This is a genomic window from Ruegeria sp., assembly GCF_028066395.1.
In the GTDB taxonomy this organism is placed as follows: Bacteria; Pseudomonadota; Alphaproteobacteria; order Rhodobacterales; family Rhodobacteraceae; genus Ruegeria.
Window position 1 is genome coordinate 13213 of sequence record NZ_JALCBM010000035.1, and the last position, 19906, is coordinate 33118.

The 19906-nt window shown below is 61.4% G+C and carries 19 protein-coding genes; 12 read left to right on the top strand and 7 right to left on the bottom strand.

Features of this window, described 5'->3' with window-relative positions; genetic code table 11:
* From MPJ51_RS12220 to MPJ51_RS12230, 3 genes are all read right to left on the bottom strand, one after another.
* Positions 1–371 (bottom strand): hypothetical protein (locus MPJ51_RS12220; RefSeq protein WP_298386843.1); only part of this gene is annotated, 371 nt, incomplete at its 3' end.
* A complete protein-coding gene (locus MPJ51_RS12225) occupies positions 368–784 on the bottom strand; it encodes a hypothetical protein (protein ID WP_298386845.1) in 417 nt (138 codons plus the stop codon). The genes MPJ51_RS12225 and MPJ51_RS12220, both read right to left, overlap by 4 nt.
* A 167-nt stretch (positions 785–951) precedes the next feature.
* A complete protein-coding gene (locus tag MPJ51_RS12230; protein ID WP_298386848.1) occupies positions 952–1458 on the bottom strand; it encodes a hypothetical protein in 507 nt (168 codons plus the stop codon).
* 245 nt (positions 1459–1703) lie between these two features.
* Between MPJ51_RS12230 and MPJ51_RS12235 the strand changes: the two genes are divergently transcribed.
* Positions 1704–2594, top strand: coding sequence for an NAD-dependent epimerase/dehydratase family protein (locus MPJ51_RS12235; protein ID WP_298386851.1), 891 nt, complete (start codon positions 1704–1706; stop codon positions 2592–2594).
* A 48-nt stretch (positions 2595–2642) separates the two neighbouring features.
* On the opposite strand, the gene MPJ51_RS12240 is transcribed toward MPJ51_RS12235, so the two are convergent.
* From MPJ51_RS12240 to MPJ51_RS12250, 3 genes are read right to left on the bottom strand one after another with little or no spacing between them, the layout of a single operon-like run.
* Entirely contained in the window at positions 2643–3551 is a 909-nt protein-coding gene (locus MPJ51_RS12240; RefSeq protein ID WP_298386855.1) for a U32 family peptidase, read from the bottom strand.
* Positions 3552–3555: 4 nt separating this feature from the next.
* Entirely contained in the window at positions 3556–4533 is a 978-nt protein-coding gene (locus MPJ51_RS12245) for a peptidase U32 family protein (protein WP_298386927.1), read from the bottom strand.
* On the bottom strand, positions 4533–5075 hold the full coding sequence (locus tag MPJ51_RS12250; RefSeq protein WP_298386858.1) for an SCP2 sterol-binding domain-containing protein: 543 nt from the start codon (positions 5073–5075) through the stop codon (positions 4533–4535). The genes MPJ51_RS12245 and MPJ51_RS12250 overlap by 1 nt, the downstream gene beginning before the upstream one ends.
* A gap of 136 nt (positions 5076–5211) precedes the next feature.
* Between MPJ51_RS12250 and MPJ51_RS12255 the strand changes: the two genes are divergently transcribed.
* The 5 genes from MPJ51_RS12255 to MPJ51_RS12275 all read left to right on the top strand — a co-directional run bounded on the left by MPJ51_RS12255 (position 5212) and on the right by MPJ51_RS12275 (position 11660).
* Positions 5212–6720 carry a UbiD family decarboxylase gene (locus tag MPJ51_RS12255; RefSeq protein WP_298386930.1) on the top strand — a complete coding sequence of 503 codons (1509 nt, stop codon included), beginning with the start codon at positions 5212–5214 and terminating at the stop codon, positions 6718–6720.
* Complete coding sequence (locus tag MPJ51_RS12260) at positions 6717–7289, top strand: UbiX family flavin prenyltransferase (protein ID WP_298386861.1); 573 nt, start codon at positions 6717–6719, stop codon at positions 7287–7289. Before MPJ51_RS12255 ends, MPJ51_RS12260 begins: the two co-directional genes overlap by 4 nt.
* Before the next feature lie 81 nt (positions 7290–7370).
* Entirely contained in the window at positions 7371–7838 is a 468-nt protein-coding gene (locus MPJ51_RS12265; protein ID WP_298386864.1) for an antitoxin Xre/MbcA/ParS toxin-binding domain-containing protein, read from the top strand.
* Complete coding sequence (locus MPJ51_RS12270; RefSeq protein WP_298386867.1) at positions 7835–8317, top strand: RES domain-containing protein; 483 nt, start codon at positions 7835–7837, stop codon at positions 8315–8317. Before MPJ51_RS12265 ends, MPJ51_RS12270 begins: the two co-directional genes overlap by 4 nt.
* 217 nt (positions 8318–8534) lie before the next feature.
* A complete protein-coding gene (locus tag MPJ51_RS12275) occupies positions 8535–11660 on the top strand; it encodes an AAA family ATPase (protein WP_298386870.1) in 3126 nt (1041 codons plus the stop codon).
* A 6-nt stretch (positions 11661–11666) separates the two neighbouring features.
* On the opposite strand, the gene MPJ51_RS12280 is transcribed toward MPJ51_RS12275, so the two are convergent.
* Positions 11667–12428: a helix-turn-helix transcriptional regulator gene (locus MPJ51_RS12280; RefSeq protein WP_298386873.1), complete on the bottom strand. Its 762-nt coding sequence runs from the start codon at positions 12426–12428 to the stop codon at positions 11667–11669.
* A 131-nt stretch (positions 12429–12559) separates the two neighbouring features.
* Here MPJ51_RS12280 and MPJ51_RS12285 point away from each other — a divergent pair, with 131 nt between their 5' ends.
* From MPJ51_RS12285 to MPJ51_RS12310, 6 genes are all read left to right on the top strand, one after another.
* On the top strand, positions 12560–14536 hold the full coding sequence (locus MPJ51_RS12285) for a CocE/NonD family hydrolase (protein ID WP_298386876.1): 1977 nt from the start codon (positions 12560–12562) through the stop codon (positions 14534–14536).
* A gap of 22 nt (positions 14537–14558) precedes the next feature.
* On the top strand, positions 14559–16121 hold the full coding sequence (locus MPJ51_RS12290) for an ABC transporter substrate-binding protein (RefSeq protein WP_298386879.1): 1563 nt from the start codon (positions 14559–14561) through the stop codon (positions 16119–16121).
* A 75-nt stretch (positions 16122–16196) separates the two neighbouring features.
* Positions 16197–17135 (top strand): ABC transporter permease, encoded by a 939-nt coding sequence (locus MPJ51_RS12295; protein ID WP_298386882.1) that lies wholly within the window; start codon positions 16197–16199, stop codon positions 17133–17135.
* An 11-nt stretch (positions 17136–17146) separates the two neighbouring features.
* Positions 17147–18004 (top strand): ABC transporter permease, encoded by an 858-nt coding sequence (locus MPJ51_RS12300; protein ID WP_298386886.1) that lies wholly within the window; start codon positions 17147–17149, stop codon positions 18002–18004.
* Positions 18001–18981 carry an ABC transporter ATP-binding protein gene (locus tag MPJ51_RS12305; RefSeq protein ID WP_298386890.1) on the top strand — a complete coding sequence of 327 codons (981 nt, stop codon included), beginning with the start codon at positions 18001–18003 and terminating at the stop codon, positions 18979–18981. The genes MPJ51_RS12300 and MPJ51_RS12305 overlap by 4 nt, the downstream gene beginning before the upstream one ends.
* A complete protein-coding gene (locus MPJ51_RS12310) occupies positions 18978–19901 on the top strand; it encodes an ABC transporter ATP-binding protein (RefSeq protein WP_298386893.1) in 924 nt (307 codons plus the stop codon). Before MPJ51_RS12305 ends, MPJ51_RS12310 begins: the two co-directional genes overlap by 4 nt.
* Positions 19902–19906 lie beyond the last annotated feature (5 nt).

Genomic DNA, 19906 nt, shown 5'->3' on the forward strand with positions numbered 1-19906 from the left:
GCCGCCTCATGCGGCAGGCAATAGTAATCATACACGCCAGGGATGGTCAGGTGGACATCGAATGACGCATCCGGCAGCAGGAAGCCGCTGTCCCACGGTTGCGCCGTTGCCGGAATACGTCGAACCCGGTCATGGATATCCGGGTGATAGCTGGTCGTCGTATGGCTGTTGCCGGAGTCACGGTTGGTGAAACGGAGGGTTGTTCCGGCCATCACCCACAGGCCGACCGGGTCGAACCACACCCGTTCCCCGCGCGCGCTTCCGCGCATCTGGATATGGGCGATGGCCGCACCGAAACCGGCCCGTGGCGTGATAAGGGCGGCGGTTGTGCCACCAACCAACCACAAGGCCCCGCGTCGCGACAGGTTCATTCCGCCAACCGTGCTTTGGCACCTTCGTCGTGAAACAGAACGACATGTGCATGGGGCACGTCGACCCCCGGATGCCCGGCATTGTAGTAGATATCCGTCGTCGCAACCGAGTGCGACCCAATGTGCAGCCCATCAAATGACACACCGTTCTGCAAATCCTCCAGCGGGGTCATGTAGACCGTGGCCGACAGCTGGCCGTCGCGGTCATAGGCCAGAAAAGGCCCCGCGGGCAGAGTGGCCGGATCAACATAAAGCGTTCCAAGCCCCGGGATGAATTCGGGCAGGGGCAGAACGTCGCTGACCTTCACATAAGGCGCGCCCGCCGGGGCCTCCGCCAATGGCTTTTCGTCATGCGCGTAAGCGGTTGTTGCGATTGTGGCACAAGCGGCGGCAAGCAGAGATTTCCTCAACATGGTTACATCCTTTTCGAAGGTGGTGTTGGACGCGCGATAAGGCGCATCTGCTCCCTTGGATGCGGGATGGCGTGAAAAGGTTCCCCAAAATTGCGGACGGAACAAAAAAAGACCCCGACCGTCTGCCGGCCGGGGCCGTTAAAATGCCGCTTGATCCTGTCTGTGGGTTACGACCAACGCTCGATCAGGCGTATGACCCACACCAGCACAATGCCGTAAAGCACATGCCCGATCAGGGCGACCCAGGTGATGCCGGTAAAGTTCAGAAACAGCGGCAAACCGGCGATGGCAGTGATACCACCGATGGCAAAGACCCAAAGCGCAAAGCCATAAAGCGCCGATCCCAGAAAGACCCGCTGCCCTGCAAAGAGGCGTGTCCAGATCGGGTTGAAAACGTAAAGCCAGCCGATGGGATAGCCGATCAGGCCGACCAGATAAAAATGGACAAAGTAGCCTGCGAACTCTCCGTTCGGCAGACCCAGCGTGCCCAGCAGGCTGCGCGCCAGCCCGTGTGGTGACAGATTGGCAAAGCCCAGCGCCGGGCTGATCAATTGCCCCCACAGGTCAAACGCGTTTGAGGCAAAGAAGCCCGAGATGAACATCATGCCCAAAAGCTGGACGTTGAATTTCGGGAAAACACGGGCCGCAGGGGGCGTGTCGATGGACGGTGTCATGGGTGGTTTCCCCTTCCGACTGAAGTTTGTTCAGGACGTTACATCGGGGGGTATCAGGATATGTTCAACGATTTGAAAAGACACTCACGAATTGGTTATGGTTTGATATTATTGTAACAAAACAGGTGGACGACAGGGCTGCCTGAACACGCGGTTTTCTTGTGTGGTTCTGAAAAGTCTTGCTTGACCTCAACCATGGTTGAGCCCGCAGAATCAGTGTTGGTAATCGATCTGAGAGGTTCTTAATGCAGGTTTTCATACTTGGCGGCACAGGGTCCATCGGAACGGCCATCGTCGCTGAGCTTGTGAAACGTTCCCACAAGGCGCTTGGCCTCAGCCGGTCCGAGAACTCTGATCAAAAATTGCAGTCTCTGGGTGCCACGCCCTTGCGCGGCGATCTGGCGGAGCCGGTTGTTTGGGCTGAAACCGCGTTGTCATGCGACGCAATCATTCAGGTTGCGGCCACGTTCGAGGACAACATGGGGGATGTGGATGCCACTGCCATGTCGGGACTGATGCGCGCGGCTGAACGTCGATCCGAAAAAAGGCGGCTAATCTATACCGGCGGGTGTTGGTTATACGGGGAAACCGGCGATGGGGTCGCAACCGAGTGCTGGCCGTTCAATCCGCTTCCTTCGTTTGCTTGGATGGTTGCTCACGCACAGATGCTGCTTGAATCGCATCATTTTTCCACTGCCGTTGTACATCCGGCAATGGTTTATCACACGGGCGATGGCGGCGTTTTCCGGCGTTACCTGTCCGCTGCAAAGGCAGGGCAACCGATCGAAATATGGGGGAGTGCGGCCACGCGCTGGCCGCTTATCGAACGGTCTGATCTGGCGCGCATCTATTGTGATCTTGCGGAACGGCCAGAGCTTGTTGGGCACTTCAACGCTGTTGCCGAAGAAGGTGTCGCAGTGGGTGAGATTGCCTCAGCTATTTCCGACGCATATGGCCTCCCACACGAAGTGACTGTGCGCAGGGATGAAGATGTCATTGCCGAATATGGAGCATGGGCAAAGGGTCCGATGCTCGATCAACAGATGTCTGGGCAGAAGGTGAAGACTGCCTTGGGATGGGGGCCTGTGTTCGCTGACTACAGGTGTTCGGACGTTATTCGAAAAGTGGAAAAGTAGATGATCGGAGAACCGCGCCGGTTAGATCTCCGCACGGTCAGGGCCCGATCAAGGGGAGTGATTTGTAGTGCCGGACCATTCCGCCCCGCACGAGCCGGACAAAAAACCGTCGCTCAGGCGAAGGCGCGGATTGGCGGTTAAGACCTCTTGGGCCAGTGCCCCACGAGGCAAGGTCCCGGCAATCCGCTGCTTATACATCGCGCAAAGTGCGGCAAATCCGGTGGATTGCGGTGAAAGCCGCAGTGCCGAAACACCGGCCGAGCGCAGTATTTCGATTTGATGATCCGAACAGGCATAGCTGTCTGACAGGGTCTGCACGCCGTTCATGGCCATAAAGGGTCTGCCAACCGTGGTGAGTACATCCAGCCCGTCGGGGTCATCCTCACAGGCGAATTGACAATTGTCCTTGCTGCGCCCGTGCAGGCGGGCGTGGTAACAGCGCCCCGAGATCGCCAGCGGCAGACGGCCATGGCCCCAGACCTCGATGGCGACGCCCAGATCAGTGGCGACCTTTGTCAGTGTCTCGACCGAGACCATCGGCAATTCCGGCGGCAGGCAGATGCGTCGTGCACCGCGCGCGGCCAGCCATCTTAGCGTGCCTTCGTTGTAGACATTCACCAGTGGCCCGACCGAAAAGATGCAAGGCTCTGGCAGGTGCGCCAGCGCTGTCAGATCGTTGATCTCGACCATGACGCCCATTTCGGCCAGTTCCGCCGTCAGCCTGCGTTCACGTTTCAGCGTGACCAGGGCCAGGCTGGTGAGGGCCACGTCCTTTCCGGCCCCGACCAGTTTCGAAATCGCATCCGGGATGCGGTCCTGATAGAAGGGCAGGCGTTTGGAGCAGACAAGCTCTCCGACCACCACACGGTCAACCGGGGATCGGGTGAGGTCGTCGTAGAACACGCTCCAACCTTCGGCGGGCCAGAAGAATTGATTGGGTCCAACGGTCAGTTCCATCGCGCTATCTCCAGGTCTTTTTGTAAGCGCCGGTCGTCATGGCCTGACCTTCGGACAGGCGGGCCAGCATGCCTTCGGGCAGGGGGCGCCCGGCCTCCAGCGCATCGACGGCGGCGCGGAAATTGCGCACCACTTGGGCAACATAGGATTTCGACCGCTGCCGCCCCTCGATCTTCAGGGCGGTGACGCCTGCCTTTTGCAACTGCGGGATCAGCCGTTCGGCATTCAGGCTGACCGGGTCTTCAAACAGGTGGCCGGTTTTTTCGCCTGCGGTGAAACACCCTTTGCATAGCGTCGGATAGGGCGCAGGTTCGCCCTTGTCGACGCGGTGGATCAGATACCCGCCAAGACGCGCATCCAGAGCGCCGCGATCCTCGATATATTCCACATGGCTGGCAGGAGAGCAGACACCATTCATGTTGGGCGACAGCCCGGTGGCGTAAGATGACAGCGAACACCGCCCCTCGGCCATCACGCAGAGACCGCCAAAGACAAAAACCTCGGTCTCGACCTCGGTCTCAGCGTTGATCGCGGCGATCTCGGGCACCGACAGGACACGCGGCAGGACCACCCGTTTGACGCCGAAGGTGTCGGCGTAGAAATTGATCACATCGGCATTGGCCGCCGCCGCCTGCACCGACAGATGCCGCCGCAACCCGGGATGGGTGCGGGCGGTATGGTCCAGCAGCCCGAGATCGGCCAGAATCACCGCATCCACGCCGCAGGCTTCGGCATCCGCGACCGCCCGGTGCCAGATCGCTTCATCCCCGGCGCGCGGGAAGGTGTTGATGGCTACCAGCACGCTGGAACCGTGCTGATGGGCAAACTGCACCGCCTCGCGCATTTCGACGCGGTTGAAATTCAGGCCGGGGAAATTGCGGGCATTGGTTTCATCGTTGAACCCGCAATAGATGGTATGCGCGCCCGCCTTGACCGCGGCACGCAAGGCGGCGGGGGTGCCTGCGGGGCAGACGATTTCCATCACCATATCACCGCATCCTCTGGCCGGGTCAGGCACGGCCCGGTCCGACGTTCCGTCAGGGCAATCAGCCGTTGCACCGGGCGGGCAAGCGGCCCGGACAGCGCGGCGGCCTCATGCGCAAGGTCCAGTTCCGCGTCGTCTATTGCGTTGCGCAGGGCCAGTGCGGCGCCTGTGTCGCCCTCGATGACCAGATCGCGCGAGAAAAACAGCGCGTCCCCGTCAAAGGCCCCGTGCACCAGTCCCAGCAACGCCGATAACGGCCCGGAGATGCGCGCCGCGCCCGCCACCTGCTGCCGGGTCAGGCGCACTCTGGGCAGGCCCCCGTTGGGATTGAGGCACAGGACAACCGGCAAATCGACCGGGTCGAGAATGAAATCGGTCTGGGCGTGTTCCCCCAATCGCTGGACCATGCCGGGATGGGTCTTGGCAATCCTGCGCGCAAACAGGGTCAGCGAAAGCGACAGCGGCGCAAGGGGCAAAACCCGCAAGGCCGCCGCCAATGGCGCGGGGCAGTGCGGGATCGGGTTTTCAGGGTCGGGCAAACAGACCTCCTGCTGCGTCAGCAATTTGAACCGGTGGCGCTGTCCTAAGCCGCATGCGGGTTTGCAGAATTGACCGTTGTCAATTCGGCCCGGCATTTTCGTTGGTAGGGGAGGGTCGAATTACCGGAGTTGTCCCATTCGCACCCTGCCGCAATACCCCTGTCTTCGAGATTTTCTGAAATGGTGCGAGGAGACCGGCCAGTTTCGTGCCATCCCCGATCCGGTGTCGGTGCGCCATCAGATGACCGCCGTCCACCGCGCCGTGCTTGAGGCGCAGGGGCCGGTTCTGCAGTTCAACCGGCCCCTGCTTGGTTCGGGCGCGCAGTCTGACATTCCGGTTGTCGTTAACATATTCGGGACCGCAGACCGGGTCGCGGCGGGCTTGGGTGTTACGCCCGATGGGCTCGACGATCTCGGCGCGTTTCTGGCGGCGCTGCGGGCTCCGGCCCCGCCGGACGGCTTGCGGGATGCGCTGTCGCGCTGGCCGATGCTGAAGGCCGCCCTTGCGACGCGGCCAAAGCAGGTCCGAACCGCCCGGGTTCAGAGCGTGGTTCACGAGGGCGCGCAGGTCGATCTGTCCGCCCTGCCGGTGCAGACCCACTGGCCGGGCGATGTCGGGCCGCTGATCACATGGCCGGTGGTGGTGACCCGGCCCTATGCCAGCGCGCCAGAGAATATCGGCAGCTACAATGCAGGCCTCTACCGGGTGCAGGTTCTGGATCGAACCCGTCTGATCCTGCGCTGGCTGCCCCATCGCGGCGGTGCCGCGCATCACCGCAGCTGGGCGCAGCGCAATGAAAAAATGCCCGTGGCCATCGTTCTGGGGGCGGACCCGGCCACGCTTTTGTCCGCTGCTCTGCCATTGCCGGAAACCGTGTCCGAACTGACATTTGCCGGGGCCCTGAACGACGCCCGCCCCCGTCTGGTGCCCGCCAAAACCGTGCCCTTGCTGGTTCCGGCAGAGGCCGAAATCGTGCTGGAGGGCTGGGTTTCATCTACCGAGACCGCCCCCGAAGGCCCGTTCGGGGATCACACCGGGTATTACAACCCGGCCGAGCCGTTCCCGGTTATGCAGGTCAGCGCCGTCACCCATCGCGAGGCACCTTTGTACCTGTCCACCTATACTGGCCGCCCCCCGGATGAACCCGCCATGATCGGAGAGGTGTTCAACCGGCTTGCCCTGCCGACGATCCGCGCGCAAATCCCCGAGGTCCACGATCTGTGGTTGCCGCCTGCCGCCTGCTCTTATCGTATTGCCGTTGTCAGCATCGACAAACGCTATCCTGGGCAGGCGCGGCGGGTGATGATGGCGCTTTGGGGAATGCTGCCGCAATTCAGCTATACCAAGATGATTGTCGCCGTGGATGCGGATATCGACCCCGGAAACTGGGATGACATCGCCTGGGCGCTGGCCACGCGCATGGACCCCGCCCGCGATGTCATGGTGTTGGAGAACACGCCGATGGATTATCTGGACTTTGCCTCTCCGCAGCCCGGGCTGGCGGGCAAGATGGGCATTGACGCCACGACCAAGATCGACAGCGAAACGACACGGGACTGGGGCAAGGTCATGCAGACGGCAGACGAGGACCGCGCCTTTGCCGAGACCCTGCTGGACAGGGTGATGCCGGAGCTGACGCGATGACCCCGGCACGCGTTGTTCTGGGGGTGTCGGGTGCATCGGGCGCGGCGCTGAGCCTGGCGGTGGCGCGGCATTTGGTGTCACTGGATGTCGAAGTCGACCTTGTCGTCAGCCCCGCCGCAAGGCGCACATTGGCCGAGGAATGCGGGCCGGGGGCCTTGGACAAGCTGCGCGATCTGGTGACCCGCCATCACGCCACCAACGATGTTGGCGCCAGCATTGCGTCAGGCTCGGTTCCGGTTGCGGGCATGATCGTGGCACCCTGTTCAATGCGAAGCCTCGCTGCGATCTCGATGGGGCTGGACGACAATCTGCTGACCCGCGCCGCCAGCGTGCAGTTGAAAGAGCGCAGGCGGCTGATCCTGCTGACCCGCGAGGCACCCCTGACGCTGGCCCATCTGCGCAACATGACAGCGGCAACCGAGATGGGTGCGGTGATCATGCCTCCGGTGCCTGCCTTTTACCTTGGGCCGCGCGATCTGACGGATATTGTCGATCAGATTGCGGCGCGGGCCGTGGATTGTTTGAATGTCCACCCGCCGACCGCAAAACGCTGGCATCCTTCGGAATAGAAGCCTTCAAGATCTGCAGAGGCATTGACATAGCGTCATATGACTATAAATATTCGTCATATGACGAAAGGAGCTTGGATCATGGCGCCTCTTGCAGCGTATTCCAGCCCGCAGACTTTGCCCGGAACAGTATCAGGCCGGGTGGGTAAACTGCTGGGCCTGACACAGGCCAAGGCGATGGACGACATTTATTTGGCGGATCAGATTTCGAAGGGGCTCCGCGCCGCATCCGCGGATGCGCTCAGCGCTATTCTGGGCAAGTCCAGCGTTGTCGGGCCGTTGATCCCCGAGGCAACCCTGCGTCGCGCCAGAAAAGAACGCAAACCCCTGTCGCGTGAAATGAGCGAGCGCCTGTATGAAGTGGGCCGGGTGATTGACGCGGTCAGCCGGGTTTATCACGGTGACGAAGACGCAATCTCGCGTTTCCTCAACCGTCCACACAGCCTTTTGCGCGGGAAAACGCCACTGGAAATGGCGCGGTCCAGCTCTGCCGGGGCGGATGCGGTGATCAATATGCTCAGACGGGCGGAGTCCGGCTTTTCGGTATGACGGCGGTTCGCGCACTGTCAAAACCTCTGACAGCGTATCGGATAGGTGACCCGGATGGTGAATATGCGATCTGGGACCCGGGCGGTGCGCGGAAAAACTCGGGCCGTTGGCACGAAGCCGGTGCCAGCCTGATCTATGCGTCCGAGCATTATTCGACGGCAATGCTGGAAAAGCTGGTGCATTTCAGCGGCGATGTTCCCCCCAACCAGCATTATATAGAAATCACCATTCCAATCGGCACGTCCTACGAAGTGGTCAATCCGGACCTGATACCGGGCTGGGCCGAGCCGGGGGGTGAAGCCGCCAGAAGGTTCGGGCGCCAATGGTATGCGGAAAACCGGTCAGCCATTTTGATCGTTCCGTCCGTTGTCGCCCGGATGGAACGGAATGTGATTTTCAATGCCACGCACGATCAGTTTCCAAATATTGAGATCGGTCTGGAAATCCCGGTTTGGTGGGACGAACGGCTATTTGACTGACCTCTTGTGTGACATTTTTTATATTAATTTTTCGCAAAAAATGCTTGGATATTAAAAATATTTATTTATCAAGTAGATGCGTTTTAATCCGGTATCAAACCTACGCCATTTTTTGACAATTGTGATGCGTTCTTGCAGGGTTTCTACATTACGGCTCGATTTGATCCGACCTTAGGCTAGTTTTTATATCTAGTTTTTTTGAAGGAGTGATCTGGGTATGAGTGCGCTCAGGACGTGGTTGGTTTCCATCAATATGGAAAAACACCTGGAGGCGTTTGAAGAGCAGGCCATCGATCTGGATATCGTCAGGGAATTGACCGAAGCGGATCTGAGCGAGCTTGGCATCCCCTTGGGCGACCGAAAGCGCCTGATCGGTGCGGCGCGGGCCCTGGAGGCGCCTGCAGGGGCAGAGTTCGCGTTTCGGGAAGAAACGCCCGGCTTTCCGGCGCAGGCCATGCCGCCTGAGCGGTCCATCGGCGAGTTGCGCCAGATGACCATCATGTTTGCCGATCTGGTGAACTCGACCGGTCTTGTGCAGGACTTGGGGGTCGAGGCCTACCGCGATACGCTCAAAGCTTTTCAAAGCTGCAATTCATTGGCCATTCAGGAAAATTTTGGTCATGTGGCGCAGTTCATCGGCGACGGCGTTGTGGCCTATTTCGGCTATCCCATTGCCAATGAGGATGACGTCGAACGCGCCGCCCTGACCGCGTTGCGAATTGTCGAGCAGGTGGCCCGGATCGATACCGGGGCAGGCCAGACCATCTCGGTCCGGATCGGTATCGCTACCGGGGATGTGCTGATCGAAGACCTGATGCACCGCGCGCGGCCCGTGGACAGCATCGCGCTGGGGCAGATCCCGAACCTGGCCGCGCGTCTTCAGTCCATCGCCGACCCGGGTCAGATTGTTATTTCCGGGCGCACCCGGGGCCTGCTGGGGCGGAATTTTCAATGCACCCATATGGGCGCGCATCAGTTGAAAGGCTTCGTCGAACCGGTCGAGGCCTGGCGTGTCGAAGGCTCGGAAAGCACCGAGCTTCGCTTTGACAAGCGGCGGCGCGGTACGCTGGCGCCGCTGGTTGGGCGTGATCAGGAATTCGATCTGCTGCGCGCCCGCTGGCAGGCGGCCTGTCAAGGCGACGGGCAGGCCGTGTTTCTGTCAGGCGAGGCCGGGTTGGGCAAATCGCGCCTGGCCGAGGAAATCTATCGCGAACTGGTGCAGGGCAAGGCCCACAGGCTGAGCTTTCAGTGCTCGCCCTACCATGAAAACAGCGCGTTTCACCCGATAAAATCCCATTTTGGCTATGCTATAGGGTTGGAGGACAGCGATACGGCAGAGGTGCAGAATGAAAAGCTGCACAAATTCTTCACGGCACAGGGGCTGTCGCCCGAGGTGTTTTCCCCGGTCTTTTCGAGCTTTCTGTCGGCGGGCAAGCAGGCCGGGCCGGTGGACGATTCCCCCGAAGAAGCCAAAAGCCGCGTCACCGAAAGTCTGCTGAGCTATATTGAAGAGATGTCCCGACAGCAGCCGCTGCTGATCCTGTTCGAGGATCTGCACTGGATCGACCCGTCATCCGAGGCCTTTCTAAGCCTGTTGATCGACTGGCTGGATGACATGCAGGTCATGGTGCTGGGCACCTACCGACCGGAGTTTTCACCTCGCTGGTACGGTGATTCCAAGACCACCATCCTGTCGCTGGCGCGCCTCAGCACGCAGGATACGCGGCATCTTCTGGCTGCGCTCAGCGCCTCGGACAAGCTGTTGGAGAATATCGAGACCGCCGTGGTTTCGCATTCCGAGGGCGTGCCGTTGTTTGTCGAGGAAATGGTCAGCATGCTGGAAGGGGCAACCAATGGCAGCCTGAAAGATCAGGCCCTGTTCCCATCCAGCCTGAAGGACCTGTTGCGGGCGCGTCTGGATCATCTGAACGTGACACCGGATACCGTCTCGATTTGCGCAGCGCTGGATCGGAATTTCTCGGCCGAGCTGGTGGCGGCGATGGCCGACCGCCCGGTGCAGGATATCGGGGACGAGCTGACACGGCTGGTCAAGGCGCAGATATTGGTGACCAAACCGCACAGTTCGAAGGGGCGGTTCTCCTTCCGTCATGCTCTGATCCGCGATGCGGCCTATGATGCGATCCTGCCGCAGAAGGCGCGGCATCTGCACCATCGCATCGCCGATACGATGCGCCGCCGGTTCTCGCGCTATTGCGACCGCAACCCCGAGATTCTGGCGCTGCACTACCGCAAGGCCGAGCAGCAGGCCGCAGCGCGGGACCTGTGGCATCAGGCAGCAACGCTCAGCCTGCGCAACTATGCTGGTCACGAGGCGGTCGCGCATTTGACGGCAGCGCTTGAGGCGCATGATGATCTGGATCGGGATGACATGTCCGATGCCCGGGAAATCGAATTGCGGCAGGATCTGTTCGTGGCACTGGAAATGCGCGGATGGGGGTCGCCGGATATCGGTGTGAACCTGGAGCGGCTGATTGAACTGAAGGAAAAGACCGGCGACCAAGAGGTGGCTTTTATCAGCCTGAACCATGCTGTTGGCGAAAACCTGATTGCCGGACGCCCGAATGCCGCGCTGGAGGATTGCGCGCGGATGGCCGCGCTTATCCAGACCGACCCGTCGCCGACATTTCATACCCTGTGCCATCACTATCGTGGCATGGCTTTGCTGTTGCTGGGGGAATTCGACCGGGCAATCAAGGATTTCGATCTGGCGCTGGAGTTTCAGCGCAACGCGGACCCTGACGAACTGCACCGCTACTATCCCGCCGATACGGCAGTGATCGACAGGGTCATGCGGTGTTGGGCCGGGGCGTTGAAACACATGTCGCATGATGTCATCGCGGACGAGCTTACTGCGGCAATTGCCCTGGCGCGGGACGCGAAAAGCGAATTCACCCGGTGTTTCGCGCTGTGCATCATCGCGACGATCTATTGCGTGGTTGATGAGCCCGAGCAGTCGCAAGTCTTTGCGGATGAAACCTATCGCATCAGCGACAAGATCGAGTTGCGCTATTGGGAGGCCTGGTCCAGCGTGTTGCTGGGATGGGCCGAGGCAAAGCGCGGCAGCCCCGAGAAAGGGATCGAAAGGCTGCGCGCCGGGCTGGACCGCTATATCGCGTCGGGCTCGGGCATGCTGGTGGCGTTTTCCCATACGCTTCTGGCCGATGCCTGCCTGTGCATGGATGAAGTCGAAGAGGCGGCCAACCAGATTGCAAAGGCCCGCAAACGGCTGGAGGGATCGGCGATCGGTTTTCACCGGACCCTGACCCATAAAATCGCCGAAGAGGTCGACCGGCGGGGCAGGGCGGGCCACATTGCGCAATAAGCGGCGCTAGGGTGTTGCCAGATATTTGCGCACGGTCGGGTCGATTTTTGTACTTTGCTCCGAATAGATACCGCAGGCCGACAGGGCATGTCGGGCAGAGACACGCTCGTCCAGACGTTTCCAGATGGTCTTGGTCGCGTAGGGGTGCGGATAGGGGCGCCAGGCAACGCCCATGGTCATGCCGCGCAGGTATTTCAGCTGTTGACGATGCGCCGAATACAACGTGGTCTGGGCGATGCTCCCTTCCCGGGTGCATTCGTGCTCGGTCACGAAAATTCGGTTGCCCCGCATGGTCGCCAGACCTTCATAGCGCGAGATTTGCCGCAGGCTCTTGTCGCGCGAGGTGGCGTTTTCGCGGGAACTGACCGTGATCAGCCCGTCCTTTTCGGCGATGCGGATCAGGGCGCAGAAAATCCTGCCCTCCCATGACGGGGTGCAGAAATAGGAATGGTAATAACCCAGATAGCGGCTGAGGTTTTTGTACTGTCCCCGAAACGGGGCCAGAAACGCCTCGGACGGGGTTTCATCGGTCTGGGGCTGGGTGCGACGCAGCGTGGATTCGAACGCATCGGCAGGGGCGAACAGCTGTTCCTCGGTCAGGTCGAAATGGCGCGCGATGCGGCGCAGGTTATGCGCCGACGGCATGCTGGTGCCGTTGAGATAGCGATTGAACTGCTGCCGGTTCAGCCCCATGTCCCGACAAATCTGAGAGATGCTGCCATATTCGGCGCACAGCGACCGCAGATTGGCGGAAAAACTTTCGGACATGTCGCAGTAACCTTTCGCTATCTGACGCTAATTTGATGCAACACGCGTCAGTTTGCATAAACTCGCACAATTCCATTTCAATTGAAATCGGTCAATTTTGCTACCGACTGTGCGGGGGGAACGAAGTCAGTATGCCGACTCAACTGATCGAGAATACGTGGATTCCGATGCCCGATGGCCGCCGTCTGGCGGCGCGTATCTGGTTGCCCGAGCAGCACCCCGCGCCCTCGATTCTGGAATATCTGCCCTATCGCAAACGCGATGGCACCGCCCCGCGGGATGAGACCACGCACAAGGTGTTCGCCGAAGCCGGCTATGCCTGCATCCGTGTCGATATTGCCGGGACCGGTGACAGCGAAGGTCAGTTCGATGATGAATATTCCGAACAGGAACTGCGCGACGGCGAGGCGGTTCTGGCCTGGATTGCGGCGCAGGATTGGAGCGACGGCAATGTCGGGATGATCGGCATCTCGTGGGGTGGGTTCAACGGGTTGCAACTGGCCTATCGGCGGCCCGAGGCGTTGAAGGCCGTGGTGTCGGTTGCTTCGACCGTGGACCGTTACGCCGATGATATCCACTTTATGGGTGGCTGCCTTCTAAGCGACAATGTCAATTGGAGCAGCCAGATGTTCGCCTATCTGACCCGCCCCGCCGATCCGGCGCTGCGCGCGGATTGGCGGCAGGACTGGCTGGCCCGGCTGGAAAACGTGCCATTTTCGGCGGTCGACTGGTTGCGGCATCCGGTACGCGACGGATTCTGGAAACACGGCTCGGTCTGCGAGGATTGGTCGGCGATACAGGCCCCGGTGCTGGCGATCACCGGCTGGGCCGATGCCTATGTGAACGCTCCGCCCGCTCTGGCCGCCAACCTGACCGTGCCCACCAAGGCGATGATCGGGCCATGGGAACACCGCTATGCCCATATCGCCAAGCTGGACCCGGCGGATTTCCATTCCGAGGTTTTGGGTTGGTTCGACCGCTGGCTGAAAGGGCAAGAGAACGGGGCCGAAGACCTGCCCGCCTACCGCACCTATATGCAGGAGCATTTCAATCCAACCGCGCAGAACGGCCCCCGCAAGGGCCGCTGGATTGCCGAGGCTGAATGGCCCTCGCCTCAGGTGACGGAACAGGTCTGGCATCTGGCTCGGGACGGGTTTGCAGACCAACCTGGTGCTGGCACGCAGGCCGTTGCCACGCCTGCGCATGTCGGTCAGGCGGCGGGTTACTTCTGCCCGGGCATGCGCGTCGATAACGAACTGGCCGGAGATCAGGCCGGGGATGATGCGCTGTCGGTCTTTTTCGACAGCGCGCCGCTGGAGGCACCGCTGGAACTGCTGGGCCGCGCCCGGCTGAAAGTCCGGTTCACGGTGGACAAGCCGGTAGCACAGCTGGTGGCCCGGCTCTGCGATGTCTCGCCCGAAGGCGTGTCGCAGCGCATAACCTACCGCCCGCTGAACCTGTGTCATTACAACAGCCACGAAGCGCCCGAGGCATTGGAGCCGGGGCGCGTTTATGAGGCCGAGATCGAGTTGAACGAATGCGCCCACCACCTGCGGCAGGGACATACCCTGCGTCTGGCGCTGTCGACCTCGTACTGGCCCATCGTCTGGCCCGCGCCGCAGGCGGCTACGGTCACCCTGCAACTGGACGGCAGCGCCCTGCATCTGCCGGTGCGACAGGCCCGGCATGAGGACCCGGCGGCGGCCCCGGGCGTGGCGTCGGATTACCCTGTGCTGGCATCCGAGGTGCTGCGGCCTTCGACCGGCACCTCTGATCTGGGCACCACCGCCGATGGCAGCGTGATGCTTGAGACGTTTGACGATTACGGCAAGACGCGTGATCCCTATCACGGGCTGGCCGTGGGCAGCGACGTGCGCATGCGCTATGCTATCCACCCGGACGATCCGGCCTCGGCCAGATTTGACACGTGGTGGAACTTTACCTTCGAACGGGATGGCTGGAACGTTGCCATCGATACCGAATGCAGCATGCATGCCGACGCTGAAAACTTCTATCTGTTCCGCAAGTTACGCGCCACCGAAGGCGCGGATGAAACCGAAGTCCTGACCCGGGAATGGTCCGAAACCATCCCGCGCGGGCTTCTTTAGATCTAATCCAAGGGAGGATGACATGAAAATCGAATGGACCAAGGCGGCAGTGGGCCGTCGCGGATTTCTGAAAGGCGCAACCGCGCTGGGTGCGGCCTCGGCGCTGCCGATGGGCTGGGCCAACCGTGTGATGGCCGCCGAAGACGGCGTGCTGCGGGTGCGCGCTTATGGCGACGCGCCGAACATGGACCCGGCCCACAGCGTTGGCGTGACCGAGGAAGAGGTTCACGCCGCGATCTACAACAAGCTGATCCAGTACAAGCCGGGCCGCGAGTGGGACTGGCAGCTGGACGCCGCCGAGATGATCGAACAGGTCGATCCGACCCATATCAAATTCGCCCTGCGCGGTGATATCGGCTTTACCAACGGTTTCGGGGCGATGACCGCCGAAGACGTTAAGTTCAGCTTTGAGCGCATCATTGCTGACGCCACCGAAAGCCCCAACAAACCCGACATGGGTCCGCTCAGCCATGTCGAAGTGACCGGAGAACGCGAAGGCACCATCGTTCTGAACGAACCCTTCGCACCGCTCTGGTCCATTGCGCTGCCTTACATCACCGGCAATATCGTGTCGAAAGCTGCGACCGAGGCCGCAGGTGGCCGTATTGGCAGCGATCCGGTGGCTGAATCCGGCCCCTATCTGCGTGCCAGCTGGTCGCCCAAGGAAAAGACCGTGCTGCAGCGCAACCCGGATTGGAAGGGTAACGCGCCCGCATGGGATACCATCGAGATCCTACCGATCGACGATGAAAACACCGCAGAAATCGCCTTCGAGGCCGGTGAGCTGGACTTTACCCGCGTTTCGCTGGGTTCGGTCGCGCGTTATCGTGACGGTGTGCCGAATGGCGGAACCCTGGTCGAGAACCCCTCGCTTTACTACGTCTGGCTGGGCATGAATCTGGATCATCCCAAACTGCAGAACCAGAAACTGCGTCAGGCGATCCAGCACGCCATCGACGTGCCGACCATTCTGGAAGCGTCGTATTTCGGGGCTGTCGATGCGTCGACCGGCATCATTGCGCCGGGTCTTGCGGGCAACCGTGCCGAAGGTCTTGTGCCGCCGCAGGCCAACCTGGAAAAAGCCGCCGCGCTGCTGGCGGAATCGGGTGAAAGCAACGTTTCCCTGACGCTCGATATCCTCAACAAGACCACCTACACCACCATGGCGCAGGTCATTCAGGCGATGCTGGCGCAGATCGGTGTCACGGTCGAAATCAACGTGCTGGAATCGGGTGCCTTCTGGGCCTCGGGCGACAATGAGAACCTGCAACTGGTGCTGAACCGCTTCTCGATGGCGCCGGACCCGTCCTATGCCACCGCATGGTTCACCACCGAACAGGCGGGCATCTGGAACTGGGAACGCTTCCGCAACGAAGAGTTCGACAAGCTGCATGCCGCGGCCTCGCAAGAGACCGACAATGCCCAACGCGCCGAGATGTACCAGCGCGCGCAGGACCTGATGGAAGAAAGCGGTGCCTATCGCTTTATCACCCATGAGGCGACGCCGATCATCCACTCGTCCCGCGTGGCGCCTGCGTTGCGTCCTGACGGTCTGGCTCTGCTGCGCTATTTCGGCAAGTCCTAAACCCTTTGGCGGCCCCTGCCTGAACCGGGGCCGCCACACCGTTCCGCCGAGCAAATCTCAGGGAGCCAAGCGGCTATGTTGAATTTCGCAATCCGACGTTTCGGGTTGGCGCTGCTCATTCTGTTCGTGGCGGTCACCGTCATGTTCCTGATGATCCGCGCCGTACCCGGCGACCCGGTTCAGATCATGCTGGGGCCGCGCGCCACGCCCGAGTTGCAGGCGCGGCTGACCGCCGAACTGGCGCTGGATCAGCCGATCTGGAGACAGCTTGTCATCTTCTACACCAATCTCGTGCAGGGCGATCTGGGGATCGATGTATTCTCGGGCCGTTCCGTGACCGAGATTGTGTTTCAGCAATTGCCGCACACCCTGTGGCTGATCCTGGCTGCGATCACCTGGTCCGCCGCGCTGGGGATTGGCATCGGCGCCTATGCGGCGGCGCATCCCAATACGCTGATCGACCGGATCACTGCGGCAATCTCGGTCAGCTTCGTCGCCGCCCCCGCCTTTGTGGTGGCGCTGCTGTCGCTGCTGATCTTTGCGGTGCATCTGCAATGGTTCCCCGCCATCGGCGCGGGTGAGGGGTTCTGGGGCCGCCTGAACCACCTTGTGCTGCCCGCCTTTGCCATCGGGCTTAGCTGGGTGGGCTATATCGCCCGGCTGGTACGTGCCTCGATGCTGGAGGTGATGGGCGAAAACCACGTCCGCACCGCCCGCGCCTTTGGCATCAACGAACGGCGGGTCGTTCTGGTCTATGCGCTGCGCATCGCCATTCTGCCGGTTGTGACCGTGATTGGTGTCGGCATGGGCTTCCTGCTCAGTTCCGCCGTTTTTGCCGAGATCGTTTTTGCCCGCCCCGGTCTGGGCAAGCTGGTGATCGACAGTATCACCACTCGAAACTACCCGATCGTCATGGGCTCGGTCCTGATTTCAACGGCGCTGTTCGTGATCTCGACCGCGCTGGCCGATCTGATCAACGCGTGGCTCGACCCCCGCGCACGCGCAGCGAAGTAAAGGAGCGTGACATGAACAAATCCCGTTCCGAACTGGGCCAGATCATTCGCGGCATTGCCCGTGATCCTCTGGGCCTGATGGGGCTGATTATTGTCGGCACCATCGTTTTCTGCGCCATCTTCGCCGCCTGGATCGTGCCTTACGACCCGGTTGCCATGAACATTCAGGCCCGGCTTGAGGGTCCCTCGCTGGCGCACCCGCTGGGCACTGACCAACTGGGCCGCGATACGTTTTCCCGCGTGATCATGGGTGGACAGGTCGCTTTGAAGGTGGCGCTGCCTGCCGTGTTTGGCGCCATGGCCATTGGCCTGACGCTGGGCATGATCGCGGGCTACGGGCCGAAATGGCTGGACAATCTTCTGATGCTGCTGTTCGACACGATCCGGTCTTTCCCGACCGTGATGTTTGCGCTGGCGGTTGTGGCGCTTGTCGGGCCCAGCCTGCAAACGGTGGTGTTCGTGGTCATGGCGACCTCGATCCCGACCTATGGGCGGGTGGCGCGGACGCAGACGCTGACCCTGCGCAATTCCGAGTTCATTTTGGCCGAACGGTCGATGGGGGCCAGCATGGCGCGCATTCTGGGCGTACATATGCTGCCCAATATCGTCGGCGTTCTGGCGGTTCTGGCCGCCATGGACATCCCCACCGTGATCGCGCTTGAGGCTGGCCTCTCCTTCCTGGGCCTTGGCGTCAAGCCGCCGACCCCCAGCTGGGGCGCGCTGCTGAAGGACGGGTACGCCCTGATCCGGCAGACGCCCTGGCTGGTGGTGGGCGGTGGCCTACCGATCATCCTGGCGACGCTCGGCTTTACCTTCCTGGGTGAATCCCTGCGCGACGTAGTGGACCCGAAACTGAGGAAACAGCGATGACCGATACGTTACTGGAAATCGACCACCTCAGCGTCGATTACGAAACCGCCCGGGGTGACCTGAAGGCGCTGCGCGATATCACTTTCGATATCCGCAAGGGTGAGATCGTGGGGATCGTGGGCGAATCCGGCTGCGGCAAGTCCACCCTGATCTCGTCGATCCTGCGTTTGACTGCGCCCAACACGCGGTTCCGCGAGGGCGAGGTGCGGTTCAAGGGTCAAGACCTTCTGAAAGCGTCCGAGCGTCAGATGCGCGATCTGCGCGGGGCGGATATCTCGATCGTGTTTCAGGACCCGATGCAGACGCACAACCCGGTGCTGTCCATTGGACAGCAGATGGTGGATATCCAGCACCGCTCCAAGGCCTCCAAGGCCGAGAAGCTGGACCGTGCCGCCAAGATGCTGGGTGCGGTGGGTATCCCCGACGCGCAGGCGCGGCTGAAACAGTTCCCGCATGAGTTTTCCGGGGGCATGCGGCAGCGGATCGCCATCGCCATGGCGCTGATGTCGGAACCCGATCTGCTGATCGCGGACGAACCGACCACGGCGCTGGATGCCACGCTTGAGGTGCAGATCATCGAGCGCCTGCAGGAGCTGCAAAGCGAGTTGCATTGCGCGATCCTGTTCATCTCGCACCATCTGGGCGTGATCGCGGAACTCTGCGACCGCGTGGTTGTGATGTATGCCGGTGCCGTGGTCGAAAGCGGCGATGTGCGCGAGATTTTTCACGATCCCAAGCATCCCTATACCCGCCGCCTGATCGATTGCGACCCCGGTCATATCAAGGAACGCGCCCGCGTTTTGCCGACCATCCCCGGCGAGGTGCCCGATCTGGCCAATCTGCCCGGCGGCTGCATTTTCCGCGACCGCTGTGATCAGGCGATGCCACGCTGCGCCAACGAGGTGCCTCCGCTGGAGCAACTGCGCGAAGGCCATCACGCCGCGTGCTGGCTGAACCATGAGGAGGTCGCGTCATGAGCTTGCTGGATGTCCAAGGGCTAAAGACCAGCTTTGGCCCCGTGAACGTGCTGGCCGGTGTCGATTTCAACGTCGAGGCGGGCGAGACCTATGCGTTGGTCGGGGAAAGCGGCTCGGGCAAGACCACCGTGATCCGCGCCATTGCCGGGCTGGCCCCGGCGCAGGCAGGGTCGGTCAAGTTCGACGGTCAGGAAATCCGGGGCGCGTCGGAGCGCATCCTGCGCCCGCTGCGCAAGGATATCGCGATGATGTTTCAGGACCCGGTGGGCTCGCTCTCGCCGCGCCTGACCATCCGCAGCCTGATCACCGAGCCCTATCGCATTCAGGGCATGAAAGATCGCGATCTGGATGCCGAGGCCAAGCGCCTGCTGGAAATGGTCAACCTGCCCACGCATTTCGCCGACCGCTACCCCTATCAGCTGTCGGGTGGACAGGCGCGCCGCGTCGGCGTGGCCCGCGCGCTGGCGTTGGAGCCTCGGTTGATCCTGGCCGATGAACCCACTGCCGGTCTGGACGTGTCGGTGCAGGGCGAATTGCTGAACCTGCTCAACGATCTGCGCGAACGGCTGGGTCTGGCGATGGTGATCATCACCCATAACCTGAACGTGGTCCGCCATGTGGCCGACCGCATGGGCATCATGTATCTGGGCCGTCTGGTCGAGGAAGGCACCACCGAGGCGATCTTCAACGACCCGCGCCACCCCTATACCCGCTGCCTGCTAAGTGCCAACCCCGAGCCCGACCCGGACGCGCGGCTGGAACGGATTGCCCTGAAGGGTGAGCCGCCCAGCCTGCTGAAACGCCCCTCGGGCTGCGAATTCCGCGAACGCTGCCCGTTTGCGCAGGACATCTGCACTCAAACCCCGCAATGGGAGGTCGAGAGCGGCCATGGGCTGCGCTGTCTGGCACCCTTGGCGTAACGACT

Excerpts from the sequence above, each read along its gene's own strand:
- MPJ51_RS12225 (WP_298386845.1), bottom strand. The coding sequence starts at position 784 with ATGTTGAGGAAATCTCTGCTTGCCGCCGCTTGTGCCACAATCGCAACA.
- MPJ51_RS12230 (WP_298386848.1), bottom strand. The coding sequence starts at position 1,458 with ATGACACCGTCCATCGACACGCCCCCTGCGGCCCGTGTTTTCCCGAAA.
- MPJ51_RS12235 (WP_298386851.1), top strand. The coding sequence starts at position 1,704 with ATGCAGGTTTTCATACTTGGCGGCACAGGGTCCATCGGAACGGCCATC.
- MPJ51_RS12240 (WP_298386855.1), bottom strand. The coding sequence starts at position 3,551 with ATGGAACTGACCGTTGGACCCAATCAATTCTTCTGGCCCGCCGAAGGT.
- MPJ51_RS12245 (WP_298386927.1), bottom strand. The coding sequence starts at position 4,533 with ATGGAAATCGTCTGCCCCGCAGGCACCCCCGCCGCCTTGCGTGCCGCG.
- MPJ51_RS12260 (WP_298386861.1), top strand. The coding sequence starts at position 6,717 with ATGACCCCGGCACGCGTTGTTCTGGGGGTGTCGGGTGCATCGGGCGCG.
- MPJ51_RS12265 (WP_298386864.1), top strand. The coding sequence starts at position 7,371 with ATGGCGCCTCTTGCAGCGTATTCCAGCCCGCAGACTTTGCCCGGAACA.
- MPJ51_RS12270 (WP_298386867.1), top strand. The coding sequence starts at position 7,835 with ATGACGGCGGTTCGCGCACTGTCAAAACCTCTGACAGCGTATCGGATA.
- MPJ51_RS12275 (WP_298386870.1), top strand. The coding sequence starts at position 8,535 with ATGAGTGCGCTCAGGACGTGGTTGGTTTCCATCAATATGGAAAAACAC.
- MPJ51_RS12280 (WP_298386873.1), bottom strand. The coding sequence starts at position 12,428 with ATGTCCGAAAGTTTTTCCGCCAATCTGCGGTCGCTGTGCGCCGAATAT.
- MPJ51_RS12285 (WP_298386876.1), top strand. The coding sequence starts at position 12,560 with ATGCCGACTCAACTGATCGAGAATACGTGGATTCCGATGCCCGATGGC.
- MPJ51_RS12290 (WP_298386879.1), top strand. The coding sequence starts at position 14,559 with ATGAAAATCGAATGGACCAAGGCGGCAGTGGGCCGTCGCGGATTTCTG.
- MPJ51_RS12295 (WP_298386882.1), top strand. The coding sequence starts at position 16,197 with ATGTTGAATTTCGCAATCCGACGTTTCGGGTTGGCGCTGCTCATTCTG.
- MPJ51_RS12300 (WP_298386886.1), top strand. The coding sequence starts at position 17,147 with ATGAACAAATCCCGTTCCGAACTGGGCCAGATCATTCGCGGCATTGCC.
- MPJ51_RS12305 (WP_298386890.1), top strand. The coding sequence starts at position 18,001 with ATGACCGATACGTTACTGGAAATCGACCACCTCAGCGTCGATTACGAA.
- MPJ51_RS12310 (WP_298386893.1), top strand. The coding sequence starts at position 18,978 with ATGAGCTTGCTGGATGTCCAAGGGCTAAAGACCAGCTTTGGCCCCGTG.